The 15,984-nt window shown below is 35.7% G+C and carries 19 protein-coding genes and 1 riboswitch; of the genes, 14 read left to right on the top strand and 5 right to left on the bottom strand.

Annotation, left to right across the window (positions count from 1 at the left end; all coding sequences use genetic code 11):
• Nucleotides 1-200: 200 nt before the first annotated feature.
• Nucleotides 201-605 (bottom strand): hypothetical protein, encoded by a 405-nt coding sequence (locus KI338_RS16495; protein ID WP_212922124.1) that lies wholly within the window; start codon nucleotides 603-605, stop codon nucleotides 201-203.
• On the bottom strand, nucleotides 602-820 hold the full coding sequence (locus tag KI338_RS16490) for a helix-turn-helix transcriptional regulator (RefSeq protein ID WP_212922123.1): 219 nt from the start codon (nucleotides 818-820) through the stop codon (nucleotides 602-604). Before KI338_RS16490 ends, KI338_RS16495 begins: the two co-directional genes overlap by 4 nt.
• A 336-nt stretch (nucleotides 821-1,156) precedes the next feature.
• Here KI338_RS16490 and KI338_RS16485 point away from each other — a divergent pair, with 336 nt between their 5' ends.
• Entirely contained in the window at nucleotides 1,157-1,375 is a 219-nt protein-coding gene (locus KI338_RS16485) for a hypothetical protein (protein WP_212922122.1), read from the top strand.
• 107 nt (nucleotides 1,376-1,482) lie between these two features.
• Here KI338_RS16485 and KI338_RS16480 read toward each other — a convergent pair whose 3' ends face one another.
• Nucleotides 1,483-2,037 carry a VanZ family protein gene (locus tag KI338_RS16480; protein ID WP_212922121.1) on the bottom strand — a complete coding sequence of 185 codons (555 nt, stop codon included), beginning with the start codon at nucleotides 2,035-2,037 and terminating at the stop codon, nucleotides 1,483-1,485.
• 420 nt (nucleotides 2,038-2,457) lie between these two features.
• Between KI338_RS16480 and KI338_RS16475 the strand changes: the two genes are divergently transcribed.
• From KI338_RS16475 to KI338_RS16445, 7 genes are all read left to right on the top strand, one after another.
• Nucleotides 2,458-2,820, top strand: coding sequence for an arsenate reductase family protein (locus KI338_RS16475; protein ID WP_212922120.1), 363 nt, complete (start codon nucleotides 2,458-2,460; stop codon nucleotides 2,818-2,820).
• A 75-nt stretch (nucleotides 2,821-2,895) separates the two neighbouring features.
• The gene (gene gcvH / locus KI338_RS16470) at nucleotides 2,896-3,279 is read left to right on the top strand and encodes a glycine cleavage system protein GcvH (RefSeq protein WP_212922119.1); all 384 of its coding nucleotides are present in this window, start codon (nucleotides 2,896-2,898) and stop codon (nucleotides 3,277-3,279) included.
• A gap of 100 nt (nucleotides 3,280-3,379) precedes the next feature.
• The gene (locus KI338_RS16465; RefSeq protein ID WP_212922118.1) at nucleotides 3,380-3,730 is read left to right on the top strand and encodes a toprim domain-containing protein; all 351 of its coding nucleotides are present in this window, start codon (nucleotides 3,380-3,382) and stop codon (nucleotides 3,728-3,730) included.
• 20 nt (nucleotides 3,731-3,750) lie between these two features.
• The gene (locus KI338_RS16460; RefSeq protein ID WP_212922117.1) at nucleotides 3,751-4,068 is read left to right on the top strand and encodes a thioredoxin family protein; all 318 of its coding nucleotides are present in this window, start codon (nucleotides 3,751-3,753) and stop codon (nucleotides 4,066-4,068) included.
• A gap of 83 nt (nucleotides 4,069-4,151) precedes the next feature.
• Nucleotides 4,152-4,266, top strand: a riboswitch (SAM riboswitch).
• Between the two features lie 150 nt (nucleotides 4,267-4,416).
• Nucleotides 4,417-5,445, top strand: coding sequence for a methionine ABC transporter ATP-binding protein (locus KI338_RS16455; RefSeq protein WP_212922116.1), 1,029 nt, complete (start codon nucleotides 4,417-4,419; stop codon nucleotides 5,443-5,445).
• Complete coding sequence (locus KI338_RS16450; protein WP_212922115.1) at nucleotides 5,435-6,103, top strand: methionine ABC transporter permease; 669 nt, start codon at nucleotides 5,435-5,437, stop codon at nucleotides 6,101-6,103. The genes KI338_RS16455 and KI338_RS16450 overlap by 11 nt, the downstream gene beginning before the upstream one ends.
• Nucleotides 6,104-6,162: 59 nt before the next feature.
• Nucleotides 6,163-7,008, top strand: a complete 846-nt coding sequence (locus KI338_RS16445) for a MetQ/NlpA family ABC transporter substrate-binding protein (RefSeq protein ID WP_212922114.1) — start codon at nucleotides 6,163-6,165, stop codon at nucleotides 7,006-7,008.
• Nucleotides 7,009-7,075: 67 nt separating this feature from the next.
• Here the strand turns inward: KI338_RS16445 and blaI are convergent, their stop codons facing one another.
• A complete protein-coding gene (blaI, locus tag KI338_RS16440; RefSeq protein ID WP_212922113.1) occupies nucleotides 7,076-7,480 on the bottom strand; it encodes a penicillinase repressor BlaI in 405 nt (134 codons plus the stop codon).
• A 34-nt stretch (nucleotides 7,481-7,514) separates the two neighbouring features.
• Nucleotides 7,515-9,293 carry a BlaR1 family beta-lactam sensor/signal transducer gene (locus tag KI338_RS16435; RefSeq protein ID WP_212922112.1) on the bottom strand — a complete coding sequence of 593 codons (1,779 nt, stop codon included), beginning with the start codon at nucleotides 9,291-9,293 and terminating at the stop codon, nucleotides 7,515-7,517.
• Between the two features lie 199 nt (nucleotides 9,294-9,492).
• On the opposite strand from KI338_RS16435, the gene KI338_RS16430 reads away from it, so the two are divergent.
• From KI338_RS16430 to sufU, 6 genes are all read left to right on the top strand, one after another.
• Nucleotides 9,493-11,505 carry a penicillin-binding transpeptidase domain-containing protein gene (locus KI338_RS16430; RefSeq protein WP_212922111.1) on the top strand — a complete coding sequence of 671 codons (2,013 nt, stop codon included), beginning with the start codon at nucleotides 9,493-9,495 and terminating at the stop codon, nucleotides 11,503-11,505.
• 248 nt (nucleotides 11,506-11,753) lie between these two features.
• Nucleotides 11,754-11,924, top strand: coding sequence for a YuzK family famiily protein (locus KI338_RS16425; RefSeq protein ID WP_212922110.1), 171 nt, complete (start codon nucleotides 11,754-11,756; stop codon nucleotides 11,922-11,924).
• Between the two features lie 270 nt (nucleotides 11,925-12,194).
• On the top strand, nucleotides 12,195-12,980 hold the full coding sequence (gene sufC / locus KI338_RS16420) for a Fe-S cluster assembly ATPase SufC (RefSeq protein ID WP_212922109.1): 786 nt from the start codon (nucleotides 12,195-12,197) through the stop codon (nucleotides 12,978-12,980).
• Nucleotides 12,981-12,998: 18 nt separating this feature from the next.
• On the top strand, nucleotides 12,999-14,306 hold the full coding sequence (sufD, locus tag KI338_RS16415) for a Fe-S cluster assembly protein SufD (RefSeq protein WP_212922108.1): 1,308 nt from the start codon (nucleotides 12,999-13,001) through the stop codon (nucleotides 14,304-14,306).
• Nucleotides 14,306-15,526: a cysteine desulfurase gene (locus tag KI338_RS16410; protein ID WP_212922107.1), complete on the top strand. Its 1,221-nt coding sequence runs from the start codon at nucleotides 14,306-14,308 to the stop codon at nucleotides 15,524-15,526. The genes sufD and KI338_RS16410 overlap by 1 nt, the downstream gene beginning before the upstream one ends.
• Nucleotides 15,516-15,947, top strand: a complete 432-nt coding sequence (sufU, locus tag KI338_RS16405; protein WP_212922106.1) for a Fe-S cluster assembly sulfur transfer protein SufU — start codon at nucleotides 15,516-15,518, stop codon at nucleotides 15,945-15,947. Before KI338_RS16410 ends, sufU begins: the two co-directional genes overlap by 11 nt.
• Nucleotides 15,948-15,984: the final 37 nt, after the last annotated feature.

Genomic DNA, 15,984 nt, shown 5'->3' with positions numbered 1-15,984 from the left:
TGATAACCATCCTCCTCCTAAAAAAAATTGAATCTATGAATTATGTATCTGAAAATGAAGTTTCACATACATAGATTCGATACATAGGTAAAATGTTGGGAATAAACATGTGTGGAGAAAGAATAAGTAGAGTTATGATTTACATTGAAGGAATCAGTGAAAAAGTTTTTACTGACTATCCGTGGGTTTATACATTCATCTTATAATCTTTTAGCTACTAAGGCACCTAGTCCGATTAGAATAAAAAGAATCATCCAACAAACGATCAAGACTTCTATATTAATGGAAGTAATACCTTTTGCGTAGGAAATGACTAATGCAGTTCCTACTGCAAGCATGATAACATTTTGAGCTATTACTAAAAATTGCTGCATCATTAATGTATTTCTTTCATCAAAACTAGGAGTATTACCACTTTTTCTTTTATTTCGTTTCGATAAGAGGTAGAAAATTATAAATCCAAGGACAGCTCCAAAAGGAATTGATATCGCTAATGACAAATTATTCGTACTATCATTAAAGAAATAAACACCCATAATTACCCCAAGAATCATTCCAACAATGATAAGTGGCCATATCCATACCTGTAATTTTTGGTTTTTCATTCAGCATTCTCCTCACTTTTGTCCAAATAAAATAAGCTTGTAAAAGGTACGTCTAAATACTCTGCTAGTTTAAGGGAGAGTTCTAAACTAGGATTATATTTATTTTTTTCTATTGCATTGATTGTTTGACGGGTAACTTGTAAATCTTCTGCTAGTTTAATTTGCGTTATCCCTTTTCTTTGTCGTACCTCACGAATATGATTGATTACTTTCATGTTTATCACCACAAGATGTAAAGATATATTTACATATAATTATATATGGGTAAATGAAAATGTAAAGATATCTATACATTTTTATTATATAAATGAATCATAAGTCCTATTTTTTAATTGATAATTTCCAGAAATGGTAAGAAATACGGACCAAATTTCAAAATATTATGGTAATATAATTTAAAGAGATTTAGCTCCTATAAAGGAGATAGAAGATGTTTTTAGAGTAAGATGTTCTATGGATTATGAAATTGGGATTTCAAGTCGCATGGACACTCAACTTATATTTGGATTTGTGAAGGTTAGATAATAAAATAACAATAGGAGGAAGGTAAAGTGAAGTTACTGGAAAGGATTTTCACGGCTATATTATGTTCCATTTTGCTAGCATTACTATTAAATAATGGTAATGGTTATTATATGACAATTTTACTAGTTTCTTTCTATGTTTTCTTGATTGGTGGAACTATTACATCGTTAGTGATAGATAACTTGATTGGAAAAATGAATAGGGTTAGAACCTTTCATCGCTATATAATGTCGCTACTACTATAGGGCATCACTGGCGCCGGGATCATCACCCTGTTTTCCATTTTTCAGGGAAGCGTAATTGAAATTTCCATTATGCCTCTATTCCTATTAGGAGCTCTTCCAGGTATTCTTTACTTTAATGTCCTTATTCTACTATCCGCTCTTTTCAAGTACGCACGAAGTAGGATAGCCATGAAGTAACCAATTAAAACACCAATCGTATTTAACAGTAAATCATCCACATCAAAACTTCTAGAAATGACGCCATTAATTGATAATACTAGCTGCATTACTTCAATGAATAATGTACTCCCTATACCGATTAATAGACTGTGTATGAAAGTCGCTTTCTTTATAAATAGGACGATAAAAATGCCAATAGGAATAAACACAACAATATTACCCAATAAATTTATGATTTGTAGGGAAAAGTCTCCTTGAAAATTTATATATAGATTAATCGTTCGGAATGGAATAAGATTTATCGAAGCTAAGCTAGGAGTAGAAGTTCCATTTGCCGGAAATAATGTCAAATAGAGCAAACATTCCACATAAGCAATTAATAGCATGTTAATGATTTCTCGGTAAATTTTTACATGCTTTTTTTTCTGTATTAGACGGATGAGAGCATAGACTAGTAATGTGATCAGAATTAATAGAACAGGGATATCGTTAATATATTTCATAATAGCTCCTTCGAAGAATTTATCGCAGGTTAACTGGCTGTAGGACCCTTTATGAAGAATTCGCAAGAAATAGAGAATAATTAGTGGGGGTCGGGTAGCACGTCAAACGCCGGATTCTTTCAACTAACATAAAGTGGGGGAGAAATAGAAACCCTACTGTATGAAGTTTCACTCTATACATAAATTATAATAGACTTCTTGCTTTATCATCAAGTGTGGTTAAGTAAAAATAGGATGAAATACGGAAGTTTTATGAGAATTGCTTAGGTAACCATACATCTTCCTGAAGTCTATACGGAAAATCCTGAAGTTTCCCACCAACTTACTGAAGTTTACGATAATCAAGCTATAGAACCAGCATTTACCTTATAATTCTTTTCTATAAATGGTAAAATAGTCTTAGCAAAGGAGGGGAATCTTTTGGCACTTACATTCTATTGGTATCCGAACTGTGGTACTTGTAAAAATGCTAAGAAAATTCTTGATGAGCATAACATTGACTATAGCAGCATACATATTGTGGAGGAAACACCTTCTAAAGAGGTTCTACTGGATTTAATTGAAAAAAGTGGTTTGCCTGCTAGAAAGTTTTTCAATACGAGTGGAGTTAAATACCGTGAATTAAATATTAAAGAAAAAATTCAAGATGCTTCTGTAGAGGAAATGGCAGAGATATTGGCTTCTGATGGAATGCTCATTAAACGACCAATTGTTACTGATGGTACAACTGTAACTGTTGGTTTTAAAGAAGATGAATTTCGTCAAAAATGGGCGGCAAAATAAGTATAAATACTAGCGCAAAAAAATTATAGCTTGTATAGTTAATATACAATCAAATATTTTTCGGAGGGATCTTGAATGAGCTTACCAAACGATCTTCTTTATTCAAAAGAACATGAGTGGGTTAAAAGAGAAGGAAATGTAGTACGAATTGGAATAACGGATTTTGCTCAAGATGAGTTAGGTGATATTGTATTCGTTGAGCTTCCAGAGATTGGCGATGAAATTTCTGTGAACGAGCCATTTGGTAGTGTAGAATCTGTTAAAACAGTTTCAGAGTTATATGCACCTGTAAGTGGAAAAGTTGTGGAAGTTAATTCGGAGCTTGAGGACAGCCCTGAGCTTGTTAACGAATCTCCATATGAAAATGCATGGATGATTGTAGTAGAGCTTTCAAATGAAGCAGAAATTAATGAGCTACTTACACCAGAAGCATATAAAGAAGTTATTGAGCAAGACTAATAGTATGCAATAAAGCTGACTCCTGTTCTTAGAAGCGGAGTCAGCTTTTCATTACAATTGTGTTTTACCCAGAGGCGCCATTCTTAAAGGGGGATCTATTATGATTTCACAGGATTGTGTCATTATTGTAGAAGGACTGACAGATAAGAAGCAGCTTGAAAAAGTGATTGATGATCAAGTTACGATTATATGTACGAATGGAACGTTTGATATTGAGCGCTTTGATGAACTGTTAGAAACCTATCAATTGGATGAAAAGGATGTATTTATTTTAGTCGATGAGGATAAGTCTGGATTAAAATTAAGAAAGCAACTCGCATCGGAGCTTCCACACGCCGATCATATTTATGTTAGTAGTGAATATCGAGAGGTTGCTGCCACTCCGGAACGTATTTTAGCAATGCTTCTACTTGGTAAGCACATTGCAGTAAACCCTCAATATTTGGCATAGTTTTTGGAGTAGGTGATTTTTTGCAGGAAATAACTACAGCGGAAATACAAGAATCGGACTATTTGTTATATATCTATACACCATTTTGTGGAACCTGTCATGTTGCAAGGACCATGCTAGAAAAGATTGAGGATGTTCATAAGGAAACTATCTTCTATGAAATGAATGCATCACTTCAACCAGACTTTATGCAACAATATCAGGTTGAAAGTGTGCCATGCTTATTAATTAAAAAGGGAGATAGGGTGCTAGAAAAAGTCTATGCATTTCAATCTATTGGCAATATATATAGTTATTTATACAAGCATTGTCCGGAGTTATTTACCGAAAAAAAATAAATTGTTTTTTTAAAACTATTGACACCTGTACATTACGGTGGTATAGTTTAATCTATCGAATTTAACAATTTTATATATTATATCTCTTATCCAGAGCGGTGGAGGGAAAGGCCCTATGAAACCGCGGCAACCTTCAAACATTCGTGTTTGAAAAAGGTGCTAATTCCTACAAAGCAAATTTGCTTTGAAAGATGAGAGAACGTGAAGATATAACATGATTACGTCTTTCTGTTCTCTTACAGAAAGGCGTTTTTTATTTTTGACAATGGACCTGTATGTATGGAAAGTTTTTACTTGGTGCAAAAAGGGGACACTTTTGGTACATGATAAAAAGAAGGAGGGTCACCAATGATTTCAATTGATGGTCTTACGAAAATATTTCGTTTAAATAAAAAAGATATAACTGCTGTTGATCACCTAAGTCTATCTATTGAGGATGGGGAAATATTTGGAGTGATTGGCTATAGTGGCGCTGGAAAGAGTACATTTATCCGTCTTCTAAATCGGTTAGAAGAGCCAACTTCGGGAAAAGTTACCATACAAGGGAAAGAAATCACTTCGATGAAAAAATCTGAACTTCGTGTTGCTAGGCAAGATATTGGGATGGTTTTTCAGCATTTTAATCTACTCTGGTCTAGAACCGTAAGTGAAAATATTGCGTTTCCACTAGAAATTGCGGGGGTGCCTGCCGAAGAACGAGTAAGAAGAGTGAAGGAGCTAATTGATTTAGTTGGTCTTACTGGAAGAGAGAATTCCTATCCTTCTCAATTAAGTGGTGGACAAAAGCAGCGTGTTGGGATTGCGAGGGCGTTAGCGAATAAACCAAAAGTATTACTTTGTGATGAAGCAACATCAGCACTCGATCCAGAAACAACCAACTCCATCCTTGAGCTATTAGTAAATATCAATAAGAAGCTCGGCTTAACTATTATCTTAATAACACATGAAATGCATGTAATACGGAAGATATGTAACCGTGTTGCAGTAATGGAGGATGGGAAGATCGTTGAGCAAGGTGATGTATTAAACGTCTTTCTAAGGCCAGAACAGGACGTCACAAAGAAATTTGTAAAACAGGTAATGAGTAGTAGTGATGAAGAGGAATTAGAAAATTTTCTTGTTCATTATACGGGAGGAAAATTAGTTGAACTCACTTTTGTTGGGGAATCTACGAATCAGGCCTTAATTAGTACGATCTCTAAGAAATTTGAAATAGAGGTTAATATTCTCCAAGGAAAAATAACCCAGACACAAAGAGGCGCATATGGAAAATTAACCGTTCAGCTTCAGGGAGAAGATGCGGAAATTGCACGTGCGATTTCATTTATTGAAAATGAGACCTCAGTTCAATTGGAGGTGATACAGCATGCTAACTAATCTATTTCCAAATATAAAATTGGAGGATTTGTGGGAGGCAACCCTTGAAACCTTCTATATGACGAGCATATCCCTTATCGGCACCTTTATAATTGGTATCATTTTAGGATTATTGCTTTATTTAACTGCAAAAGGTGGCCTTTGGGAAAATAAAATATGCAATGTAATCGTTGGTGCAATTGTGAATGTATTTCGAGCAATACCTTTTATTATTTTAATTTTATTGCTATTCCCTTTCACAAAAATGCTCATCGGTACAGTCCGAGGTCCAAATGCTGCATTACCAGCTTTAATTATTGGAGCAGCGCCGTTTTATGCAAGATTAGTAGAAATAGCATTAAAGGAAGTATCAAAAGGTGTTGTTGAAGCAGCACTGGCTATGGGAGCTAAGACGAAAACCATTATCTTCAAGGTTCTACTTCCAGAATCATTGCCTGCCTTAATTTCAGGAATAACTGTTACTGCGATTGCTCTAATTGGTTATACAGCGATGGCAGGTGTTATTGGAGCAGGTGGTCTAGGAAATTACGCACATTACTTTGGATTTATGCGAAGAGATTTTGATGTTGTTTTTGTGTGCACGATAGCTATTGTTATTATTGTTTTTGTATTTCAATTCATTGGAGACTTTATCTCTAATAAAGTGGATAAACGATAATTTAGAAGATACGGCCACTGCCGATATTCATATACAACATATAAGAGGAGAGTATACAAATGAAAAAAATTATAGCGCTAGTATCATTATTATTAATTGTACTTTTAGCAGCATGTGGGGGAGAAAAAGATTCTAACGGAAAAAATGCAGAAGGTAAAGAGTCTAATGTATTAGTAGTTGGGGCATCTAGTGTTCCACATGCTGAGATTCTGGAAGAAGCGAAGCCAATTCTTGAAGAAAAAGGTATTACAATTAAAATTGAGCCATACGAAGACTATGTACTCCCGAATGACGACCTTGAAAATGGTACATTAGATGCCAACTTTTTTCAGCATATACCATATTTAAAGGATACAGTTGAGAAAACAGGCTATGATTTAGACTATGTTGCAGGAATTCATATTGAACCAATGGGAGTATATTCAAAGGGAATTAGTAACATAGATGATATCCCTAACGGAACAGAGGTTTTATTAAGTAACTCGGTACCAGATCATGGTCGAATACTTACGTTATTTGAAGCTAATGGACTGATTAAATTAGACGAAAATGTTGATAAATCAAAAGCAACCATTGATGATATTGTCGAAAATCCAAAAGAACTAAAATTCTCGCCTGATTATGCAGCTGAGCTACTTCCTGAGCTGTATGAGTCTGAAGATGATACACTAGTTGTTATTAATACGAACTTTGCACTACAAGCAGGATTAGACCCTCAAAAGGACTCTGTATTTATTGAGGATGGGGATTCACCGTATGTAAACGTAATTGCGGTACGTTCAGAGGACAAAAATAATGAAAACATGAAAACATTAGTAGAAGTACTTCAGTCCAAAGAAATCCAGGATTTCATTCTTGAAAAATATAAGGGTGCAGTAGTACCAGTTGGTGGAGAAAGCAAATAAGAATATGTAAAATAAAAGACCAAACCCTTCTATATAGGACTTGGTCTTTTATTTTCATCCAATCGCTTCATTTATTTTTGTTAGTAGCTGGTTTTTCCTTTTTACTATTTTCTAAAATACTTTTCAATTCATTTATATCTTCCTCAGTTAGGGAATCTTCTTCCATAAATTGGACTAGGAGTGACTTAAGTGTGCCTCCATAGATTCGTTTAATAAAAGACTTTGCTTCTGCTTGTTGACATTCGTCCTGAGAGTAGAGTGGAAAAAAGGTATAGACTTTTTGATCTTTATTAACGCCTACAACCTTTTTTTGAACAAGACGATCCAACATCGTTCGAATCGTTTTGGGCTTCCAATCGATTTTATCCTGTAGAGCTAGGATAACCTCATTTGCTGTTTGTGGGCTTTTTTTCCAAAGGATGTTCATAACTTCCCATTCGGCTTCAGAGATTCTAGGAACATTTTTAGACATCTATTATCTCCTCCTTCAAGAGCTGCGCATTTTTTTATCTGTAGATACCGAAATCCTTCAAAATTTCTAGAGTAATCTCTACTGCATTACTTCCATTTGAATTAATCTCATTTTGGATATTTGTTGCAAATATATAGGTGTTATCATTCGTTTCAACAAATCCAATAAACCAACCGTTTATATCTTGTCCGTTAACTGTTCCTGTGCCAGTTTTTCCATAAAGTACAGCATTATCTTTTTCCTCTAGTTTTAATGCGGATTTAATGCTTTGAATATTTTTCTCTTTCCATCCAAATTCATTGGAGTAGAAAACATTTAATAGCTGTACCTGTTCGACAGGGGATATCCTTAAGGATGATTCTAACCAGTACTGGTCTATTCCCCCAGACAAATCTTGATTACCATATTTTATATTTTTTAGGAATGCTTGAATGGTGTCTATTTTCAACCTTCTGTCCAATTCTTGAAAGTACCAGTTAACTGAATATGTCATCGCTGTATTTAAATCTTGATTCTGATTCCAAGCTTTATAATCATATGTTGTTCCGTCCCACTTTATTAGGGAATTATTAGGGCTAATAATATTTGATTCTAAGCTTAATAGTGCACTATAAATTTTATAAGTAGAATCGGGTGAAACTCTCGTGGTACTTAATTTTTCATTGTAAATTCTGAACTGATCTGCTTGCATATCGTATAAGACAAAGCTTCCTTTATAGCCTGAAAAGTAATCCACTAAATCAATATATTCTGTATGTTTATTATCAAAATGATATTGATTATTGTCAGCTGCCATCGCTGAAACAAACGGGATTTGAATCATCACGAATACCCCGACTAACAAGAATATGATTATACTCTTTAGTTTCAATAGTTTTGATTCTGATTGAAAGGATGCAATATTTTTAATCCGTTTTGTTAATTGCTTTTTTGATCCATTTAGTTGATTCACAAATGAGAAGGAACGTTGAATGGATGTATGATTAGCAAAACGAAGAATGGTTTTACCATAAGCTGTATGGAGATGCTGATTTACTAGTTTTAAGACCGCAATATCACAGGCAATTTCTCTATCTAACCTCATTTCCTTAAATGCATACCAGACAAGTGGATTAAACCAATATAAAGCTTGAAAAATAACAATACAGTAATTTGATAGTATATCTTTAAACTTAAAATGGTTTAATTCGTGAAGAAAAATATAGTTAACCTCTTCTTTCGTAAGATATTTGTCAAAATGTACTGGTAATACAATATAAGTCTGGAATATACCAAAAGTCATTGGCGAATTAACTAATGGTGATTCCCCAATTATTAATTGCTTCGAAATATTTAGCCTTTGCTTGGCTTGTTCAAATAAAGAGAGATAGTCATCCTGGGTTATTTTCGAGACACTTCGTTTTATTTTCCTTAACTGTAGCCAAGCAATTGACACGAATATTGCCGAGATCATGATACCTGTTAACCAAAGGATCCCGATTGTCATATTTAAAATATCAGAAGTACTGTGATTTACAGAAACTGTAAAGTCCTGTATCCAGTTTTTTTCGTTTAACAAATGGTCATTACTGGAATGAATAGCGGTTGTATTCATTTCTTCAGGTGGATTCCAATCGAACAAGATAAATTTCTCTCCAATATCTATCCATTGTGACGGAATAAACGGTAGTGCCATTGCGACCAATAAGAGAAACCAGATATTATACTGCCACTTTGCTGACAATTGGTTACGAAAAACTTTTTTTATTAGCAATAGAATCGCAACAGTAAACGTAGATACCAGTAGGCAAATGCTGAACTTAGTGAGGAACAATTATTCCATCTCCCATGTTTTGAGATTTCATTTGTAATACATACATAGTAGCATTTTGACTGTAGAATGACAATTACATAATCGGCTCGTTTTTCTAGTAATTGACATAAATACAATACACTTGTAGTATTGTATTACAAGTGTAATCGTTTTATGTGTTGGATAGTAGATTTCTACTTATAACAAGGGGATGAATGATATGAGGAAAAGTTTATTTGGTTTGATCATGATGGGAATAATTATTAGCATTACAGGCTGTTCGAAAGAAAAACTACCAGAAGATACGTTTACATCTTACCTCTCCGCTTGGGAAGAATTGGATTTTGCAGCTATGTATGGTTATCTTTCTCAAGAATCAAAGGAAGAGATAGATAAGCAAGACTTTATAGAGCGATACGAAAATATTTATTCGGGAATTAATGTAAGCAATTTGAAGATTGACAGTAAGCTAGTAGAGAAAGAAAAGCAAAATACAGAAAATGAAATGATTACATTACCATATAGTGTTACTATGGAAACGCTTGCTGGACCAATTGAATTTACAAATGAAGCAAAATTGATAAAAGAGGAAAATGAAAAAGGGGAAGACTGGTATATCGATTGGGGACCTTCACTTATTTTTCCGAATCTAGAGGAAGGTGAACAGGTTTCTGCACAAATAATAAAAGCGACACGAGGAGAAATTAGGGACAAAAATGGAAGTGGTTTAGCGATTAATGCGAATGCCAATGTAGTAGGTGTTGTACCAAATAAACTTGGTGATAATCCTAGTGATTCTAAAGCTAGACTAGCTGAATTGTTAGATTCATCGATAGAAGAGATTGATAGCAAATTAAACGCATCCTGGGTAAGACCAGAGCTATTTGTACCAATCAGCACACTTCCACTCGATAAACAGGATATAGAGCCTTTCCTTCAAGTCCCTGGTGTGGCTATTCAAGAGAAGGTTGTCCGAACCTACCCATTTGGTGAAGCAGCTGCCCATTTAACTGGATATGTACGTGAAATTAATGCAGAACAGTTAGAAGAACTAAAAGATAAGGGATATTCATCAGGTGATGTTATAGGGCAATCGGGATTAGAGTCTATCCTTGAGAAAGACCTCAAAGGAAAAAACGGTGGACATATCTTTATTAAGGATAAGAACGGTGAGTTTAAAGAGACACTTGCTAAATTAGAACCGGTTCCAGGTAAGGATATTCAACTAACGATTGACGCGGTTTTGCAAGAAAAGATATATCAACAGTTAGCTGATGAAGTCGGAACAGCTGTAGCACTAAATCCAACAAATGGTTCTGTTTTGTCATTGGTTAGTACACCAGCCTTTGATCCAAATGCCTTTGTTCGGGGCCTTTCAGAGGAAAAATGGGAGAGTTGGAGTAATGATGAAAACAGTCCTTTTTTAAACCGCTTTATGAATCGGTATACACCAGGGTCTGTTTTTAAGACAATTACTGCTGCAGTTGGTTTAAAAACAGGGGTAACTGAGCTGGATGAAGTGAGAAAAATTGATGGGCGATATTGGTCTAAGGATGACACTTGGGGAGATTATTATGTCACACGTGTTCATGAAAAATCATCTGTCACTTTAAAAGATGCATTTGTGTTCTCTGATAATATATTTTTTGCCCAAGAGGCTCTTGAGATGGGAAAGGAAACTTTCATAAAAGAAGCAACTATGTATGGGTTTGAAGAAGAAATGGAATTTCCTTTTACAATGACACCTTCTACCCTTTCAAATGGAGAAATCAAAAATGAGATTCAGTTAGCAGATACGGCATATGGTCAGGGCGAGGTGATGATAAGCCCGATACATCTTGCAGCAATATATACAGCATTTACGAATAATGGTGATATGCTGTACCCGCATCTCTTAGCAGATGATGAACGTAAGGTATGGAAGGAAAATCTGATTGATACAGAAATCGTTGAAAAATTAAATGATTACCTTCTTCAAGTGGTAGAAGATCCTGCTGGTACAGCTCACGGTACATATATTCCTGGCATGTCTATTGCTGGTAAAACTGGTACTGCAGAGATAAAAGCAAGTAAGGATGATGATAGCGGCACAGAGAATGGTTGGTTTATTGGATATGATACTGAAAATTCCCAGCTTCTCTTAACGATGATGATCGAGGATGTAAAGGAACGAGGTGGTAGTAGTTTTGCGATTCCTAAAGTAAAAAGTATATTTGAATTCTACCACCAGTAAAGGAAGGTTGGTGGATTTTGAAAAATAGGAACTAATGTGGAAATATCTTTACAAGGTATACGGAGCATTCATGAGAAATTGCTCAAATGTTTATCGGAGGATATTCTATACAGCTCTTAAGAGGGAATTCAATTCATTTCATTCAATTATAAGATTCTATAAGACTTGGTGTCCTGTTAATTGGCGTGTTAAAATTATCAATGTCAATTAAACGAAAGGGATGATTCACTATTCATAGTGAGATAAACATGAAGTACACAGCTGATATGGAAAAAGCAATGCAAGGCTCTCACCATATGGGCTATGCAGATTATTGCCGTAAGCTGGAAAACCGACTAAGAGTTGAAAGAAAAAGGCAGGAAGAGTACAATAAATGTAAGCATATTGTAGCTGATCTTGATAGTAATATTCATAGATAATTAGTAAAACTGAGGATGGCCCTTATAGGGAAATCCTCAGTAATTTTTTAGTCAGGATTACACTGTTCCGAAAGCTTTTTAAAATCCAAAGTTTTTCTAATAATAAAGCGGAAAAAACCAGTCTTTTCCTATTATAATAGTGGTCTATTTCCACGACCTAAAACAGTTGATTATAAATTCGAAATGCTATAAGATTGTAATGAGAATAAATTGAGAATGGATATCATTAAGTTACATATCCAAAAACATACAATATATGGAGGTATCAATATGGCAGGATCTACATTAGAAATTAAAAATCTTCATGTTTCAATTGAAGGTAAAGAGATATTAAAGGGTGTTGACTTAACCGTAAAGGGTGGGGAATTCCATGCGATTATGGGACCAAACGGAACTGGTAAATCAACATTAGCTTCTGCAATTATGGGGCATCCAAAGTATGAAGTTACTGAAGGAAGCATTCTCTTAGACGGAGAAGATGTACTTGAAATGGAAGTAGATGAACGTGCTCGTGCAGGTCTATTTCTAGCAATGCAATATCCAAGTGAAATTAGTGGTGTTACTACATCTGATTTCCTACGTTCAGCTATCAACGCTCGTCGTGAGGAAGGCGATGAAATTCCATTAATGAAGTTTATCAAAGGATTAGATAGTGATTTAGACTTTTTAGAAATCGATAAAAGCATGGCTACAAGATATCTAAATGAAGGCTTCTCCGGTGGAGAGAAGAAGCGTAACGAAATTCTTCAATTAATGCAGTTAAAGCCTGAAATTGCAATTCTTGATGAAATTGACTCTGGGCTTGATATTGATGCACTGAAAGTAGTTTCAAAAGGTATTAATAAAATGCGCAGTGAGGACTTCGGTTGCTTAATCATTACACACTATCAACGTCTATTAAATTATATTACTCCAGACTTTGTTCACGTAATGATGCAAGGTCGTGTTGTTAAATCTGGTGGTCCTGAGTTAGCTCAACGTCTTGAGGCAGAGGGATATGACTGGATTAAAGAGGAATTAGGTATTGAAGACGAAACAGTAGAGCAAAACGCTTAAGAAGTTAGGAGGGGTAATATGACTGTGGACACAAAGCTACCTTATGATAGAAGTTATATCGAGCAGTTTTCCAGTGAGCGTAATGAACCAGTATGGATGAAAGAGTTACGTCTTAACGCACTGGAAAAAGCAGAACTACTAGAATTGCCTAAACCAGATAAAACGAAAATAGGCAAATGGAATTTCACACGTTTTAAGCATGTTGCTACAGGTGGAAAAATTGCATCATTGAAGGAATTACCTTCTGAAATTCATGATTTCTTTGATGAAGAAAACCTTCCAGAAAACATTGTTATTCAGCGTAATCATACCGTAGCATTTCAACAATTAAACAAAGACTTAGCTGATAAAGGTGTTATTTTCACTGATATATTCACAGCATTACGTGATCACGAGGAATTAGTGAAGCGCTACTTTATGAAAGATGCGGTTTCTGTAGATGAGCATAAATTAACTGCCCTTCACGCTGCTTTAATGAATGGTGGAGTATTCGTTTATGTTCCTAAAAACGTAAAAATTGAAGAACCACTTCAATCTATATTTTGGCAAGAGGACGCAGAAGTAGCTCTTATCAATCACGTATTAGTTGTTGCAGAAGAAAATAGTGAATTAACTTATGTGGAAAACTATATATCTAATAATCAAGATGAAGCAACTGTAGCAAATATCGTAACAGAAGTAATTGCACAGGATAATGCTAGAATTTCATTTGGTGCGGTAGATAACTTTGCAGCTGGTACAACAACTTATGTTAACCGTCGCGGCGTGGGGTATCGCAATGCAACAATTGATTGGGCTTTAGGGCAAATGAATGATGGCAATACGGTCTCTGAGAATGTAACACACCTAATTGGTGATGGAGCTGTTTCCAATGCGAATGCTGTTACAGTTGGACGTGGACAACAAACACAAAACTTCACAGCTAAAATTGTTCAATTCGGAAAAAACACCGATGGACAAATTTTACAACGTGGGGTTATGAAAGATAGTGCATCATCTATATTTAATGCTATCGGAAAAATTGAACATGGTGCGTCCGGTGCAAATAGTGAACAAACATCACGAGTTCTAATGTTAAGTGAAAAGTCTCGTGGGGATGCAAATCCTATTTTGTTAATTGAAGAAGACGATGTTACTGCGGGACACGCAGCTTCTGTTGGTCGTGTTGATCCAATGCAATTGTACTATTTAATGAGTCGCGGTATCACGAAGGAAGAAGCGGAACGATTAGTAATTCACGGATTCCTAGATCCTGTAGTAAGACAATTACCTATTGCTGCTGTTAAAAAACAGTTAAAGCAAGTCATTGAAAGGAAAGTAAATTAATGGATGTTAGAGCCATTAGGCAGATGTTTCCGATTCTGGATCAGGAAGTAAACGGACATCCATTAGTTTATCTAGACTCCTCAGCAACTTCACAGAAACCGATATCGGTTATTGAAGCTGTTGAAAATTATTATCGTTTTGATAATGCTAACGTTCATCGTGGTGTTCATACACTTGGTTCTCGTGCAACGGATCAATATGAAGGTGCACGCGAGAAAGTTCGCAGGTTCATTAATGCAGGTAGTACAGCAGAAGTAATTTTTACTCGTGGTACAACCACTTCTATTAATACAGTTGCTTATAGTTATGCACGGGCAAATCTAAAGCCGGAAGATGAGATTTTGATCACACCAATGGAGCATCATAGTAATATTATTCCATGGCAGCAAGCAGCTAAGGCAACAGGAGCTACTTTAAAATATATACCATTACAAGATGATGGTACAGTTGCACTAGAGGATGTTAAAAGCCTTGTTACAGACCAGACTAAAATTGTCGCGATTGCACATGTTTCCAATGTATTGGGAACAATAAATCCGATTAAGGAGATTGCACAAATAGCCCATGCAAAAGGTGCGGTTTTATTAATCGATGGGGCACAAGGTGCTCCACATATGAAGGTTGATGTGCAAGATCTTGACTGTGATTTTTATGCTTTTTCTGGTCATAAAATGTGTGCACCGACGGGTATTGGTGTCCTGTATGGAAAACGAGAGCTTCTCGAGGAAATGGAGCCAGTTGAATTTGGTGGGGAGATGATAGATTTCGTTTCACTCCAAGATTCAACCTGGAAGGAGCTCCCATGGAAGTTTGAAGGTGGTACACCAATCATTGCTGGTGCAATTGGTCTTGCCGCTGCAATTGATTTCTTAGAGGATGTTGGAATGGAAAACATCCTAGATCATGAGCAAAAGTTAGCTGATTACGTCATGGATCGCTTGAGCACCGTTGAGGATATTAAAATTTATGGTCCTGAACATCGTGCAGCACTCGTGACCTTTAATCTTGGGGATGTCCATCCACATGATGTAGCAACTGCACTTGATTCATTTGGTATTGCTGTTCGCGCAGGTCATCATTGCGCTCAACCATTGATGAAATGGTTAAATGTGACTGCAACTGCAAGGGCAAGTTTTTATTTGTATAATACAGAAGATGATGTAGAAAAATTAATGGACGGACTCTTAAAGACGAAGGAGTTTTTCGGTCATGTCTTTTAACAACTTGGAAACACTTTACAGACAAGTTATTATGGATCATTATAAAAACCCTCGAAATCGCGGTGTGATTGAAGGTGACGCGTTAACAGTGGATATGAATAATCCGACATGTGGCGACCGTATTCAACTTCATTTACAAGTAGAAGAAGGTAAAGTGAAAGACGCTAAATTTCAAGGTGAAGGCTGCTCCATCAGCATGTCTTCTGCATCGATGATGACCCAAGCAATCAAAGGAAAAACCGTAACCGAGGCATTGGAAATGTCAAAGCATTTTTCCGAGATGATGTTAGGGGAAGAATTGGATTCAGATTTAGACCTTGGTGATGCACAAGCATTAAGTGGGGTTTCACAATTTCCAGCACGAATTAAATGCGCAACCCTTGCCTGGAAAGCAATGGAAAAAGGCATTAATCATAAGTAGTGTGTGAGTATCAATCTTGACAGGAGGGCAAAATATT

The organism is Ornithinibacillus bavariensis, from assembly GCF_018333235.1.
Lineage (GTDB): Bacteria > Bacillota > Bacilli > Bacillales > Amphibacillaceae > Ornithinibacillus > Ornithinibacillus bavariensis.
Note: the sequence above shows the minus strand (reverse complement) of the source record. Positions and strands in the feature narration are given on the sequence as shown.

Bases quoted from the DNA above. Each gene is read 5' to 3' on its own strand.
- KI338_RS16495 (WP_212922124.1), bottom strand. From the start codon at position 605: ATGAAAAACCAAAAATTACAGGTATGGATATGGCCACTTATCATTGTT.
- KI338_RS16490 (WP_212922123.1), bottom strand. From the start codon at position 820: ATGAAAGTAATCAATCATATTCGTGAGGTACGACAAAGAAAAGGGATA.
- KI338_RS16480 (WP_212922121.1), bottom strand. From the start codon at position 2,037: ATGAAATATATTAACGATATCCCTGTTCTATTAATTCTGATCACATTA.
- gcvH (WP_212922119.1), top strand. From the start codon at position 2,896: ATGAGCTTACCAAACGATCTTCTTTATTCAAAAGAACATGAGTGGGTT.
- KI338_RS16465 (WP_212922118.1), top strand. From the start codon at position 3,380: ATGATTTCACAGGATTGTGTCATTATTGTAGAAGGACTGACAGATAAG.
- KI338_RS16455 (WP_212922116.1), top strand. From the start codon at position 4,417: ATGATTTCAATTGATGGTCTTACGAAAATATTTCGTTTAAATAAAAAA.
- KI338_RS16450 (WP_212922115.1), top strand. From the start codon at position 5,435: ATGCTAACTAATCTATTTCCAAATATAAAATTGGAGGATTTGTGGGAG.
- KI338_RS16445 (WP_212922114.1), top strand. From the start codon at position 6,163: ATGAAAAAAATTATAGCGCTAGTATCATTATTATTAATTGTACTTTTA.
- blaI (WP_212922113.1), bottom strand. From the start codon at position 7,480: ATGTCTAAAAATGTTCCTAGAATCTCTGAAGCCGAATGGGAAGTTATG.
- KI338_RS16430 (WP_212922111.1), top strand. From the start codon at position 9,493: ATGAGGAAAAGTTTATTTGGTTTGATCATGATGGGAATAATTATTAGC.
- KI338_RS16425 (WP_212922110.1), top strand. From the start codon at position 11,754: ATGAAGTACACAGCTGATATGGAAAAAGCAATGCAAGGCTCTCACCAT.
- sufC (WP_212922109.1), top strand. From the start codon at position 12,195: ATGGCAGGATCTACATTAGAAATTAAAAATCTTCATGTTTCAATTGAA.
- sufD (WP_212922108.1), top strand. From the start codon at position 12,999: ATGACTGTGGACACAAAGCTACCTTATGATAGAAGTTATATCGAGCAG.
- KI338_RS16410 (WP_212922107.1), top strand. From the start codon at position 14,306: ATGGATGTTAGAGCCATTAGGCAGATGTTTCCGATTCTGGATCAGGAA.
- sufU (WP_212922106.1), top strand. From the start codon at position 15,516: ATGTCTTTTAACAACTTGGAAACACTTTACAGACAAGTTATTATGGAT.